The sequence below is a fragment of the Vibrio sp. YT-18 genome (assembly GCF_033337345.1).
GTDB lineage: Bacteria > Pseudomonadota > Gammaproteobacteria > Enterobacterales > Vibrionaceae > Vibrio > Vibrio alginolyticus.
Genome location: NZ_JAWOQO010000288.1, coordinates 1 through 1,035, shown reverse-complemented (window position 1 = coordinate 1,035; position 1,035 = coordinate 1). Strand labels below are relative to the sequence as shown.

At 48.7% G+C, this 1,035-nt stretch carries 1 protein-coding gene; it reads left to right on the top strand.

Annotated elements, in window-relative coordinates; translation table 11 throughout:
* On the top strand, nucleotides 1-1,035 hold a 1,035-nt coding region (locus R7M72_RS26040), incomplete at both ends, for an HlyD family type I secretion periplasmic adaptor subunit (protein WP_318056586.1).

The following is a 1,035-nucleotide window of genomic DNA, read 5'->3' as shown; positions in this document are numbered from 1 at the left end:
AAAGGCCAGCAACTTCTGTTGATCGACGATACTCGTTTTCGCTCGGACTACCGCGAACGTGAACAACAAGTTGCCAACCTGACCGCCTCGGTATTACAACTTTCTGCTTCTATCAACAGCGTGGCCGTCAATCGCGATTTTAATATTCAAGATTGGGAAAAAAGCGTCGTTCTCGATTACGGCAAACTGACTTTCCCACCGGTATTGGAAGAGACGCAGCCACAATTAACTCAGCGTCAAAAAGCAGAATACCGCGAAGATTTGGATAACCTACGCAACCAACTGTCGGTGATCGATCAACAAGTTGAGCAAAAACAGCAAGACTTGGTCGAGATTGAAGCGCGAGTGCGTAACTTACGCCAAAGCTACCAATACGCGAAGAAAGAACTGGATATCACCCAACCGTTGGCGGATGAAGGCGTTGTTCCGCGTATTGAGCTACTCAAATTGCAGCGCCAAGTGAACGACACTCGCCGTGAAATGACATCTAGCGAACTGAAAATCCCAGTGATCAAATCCGCCATCAAAGAATCCATGCTCAATCGCATCGATGTGGCGTTGAAGTTCCGTTCCGAACAACAAGAGAAACTCAATAATGCTCAAGACCAACTGTCTGCATTAGTTGAATCGGCTGTTGGCTTGGAAGACCGCGTAAACCGCACGGTGGTTGTCTCTCCGGTGACAGGCAAAATCAAAACGCTGAACGTCAACACCGTTGGCGGCGTTATCCAACCGGGTATGGACATCGTTGAAATCGTACCAACCGAAGACACCTTGTTAGTTGAGGCGAAAATCGCCCCGAAAGACATCGCTTTTCTACGCCCGAACCTAAATGCCATCGTAAAATTCACCGCGTATGACTTTACAAAATACGGCGGCTTAGCGGGTGAACTGGAGCACATCAGTGCAGATACCACCCAAGACGAGGAAGGCAACAGCTCCTACATCGTGCGCGTGCGCACAGAAAAACCCAGCTTTGGTCAGGATGCCGATTTACCAATCATTCCAGGAATGACAGCATCGGTCGATATCATC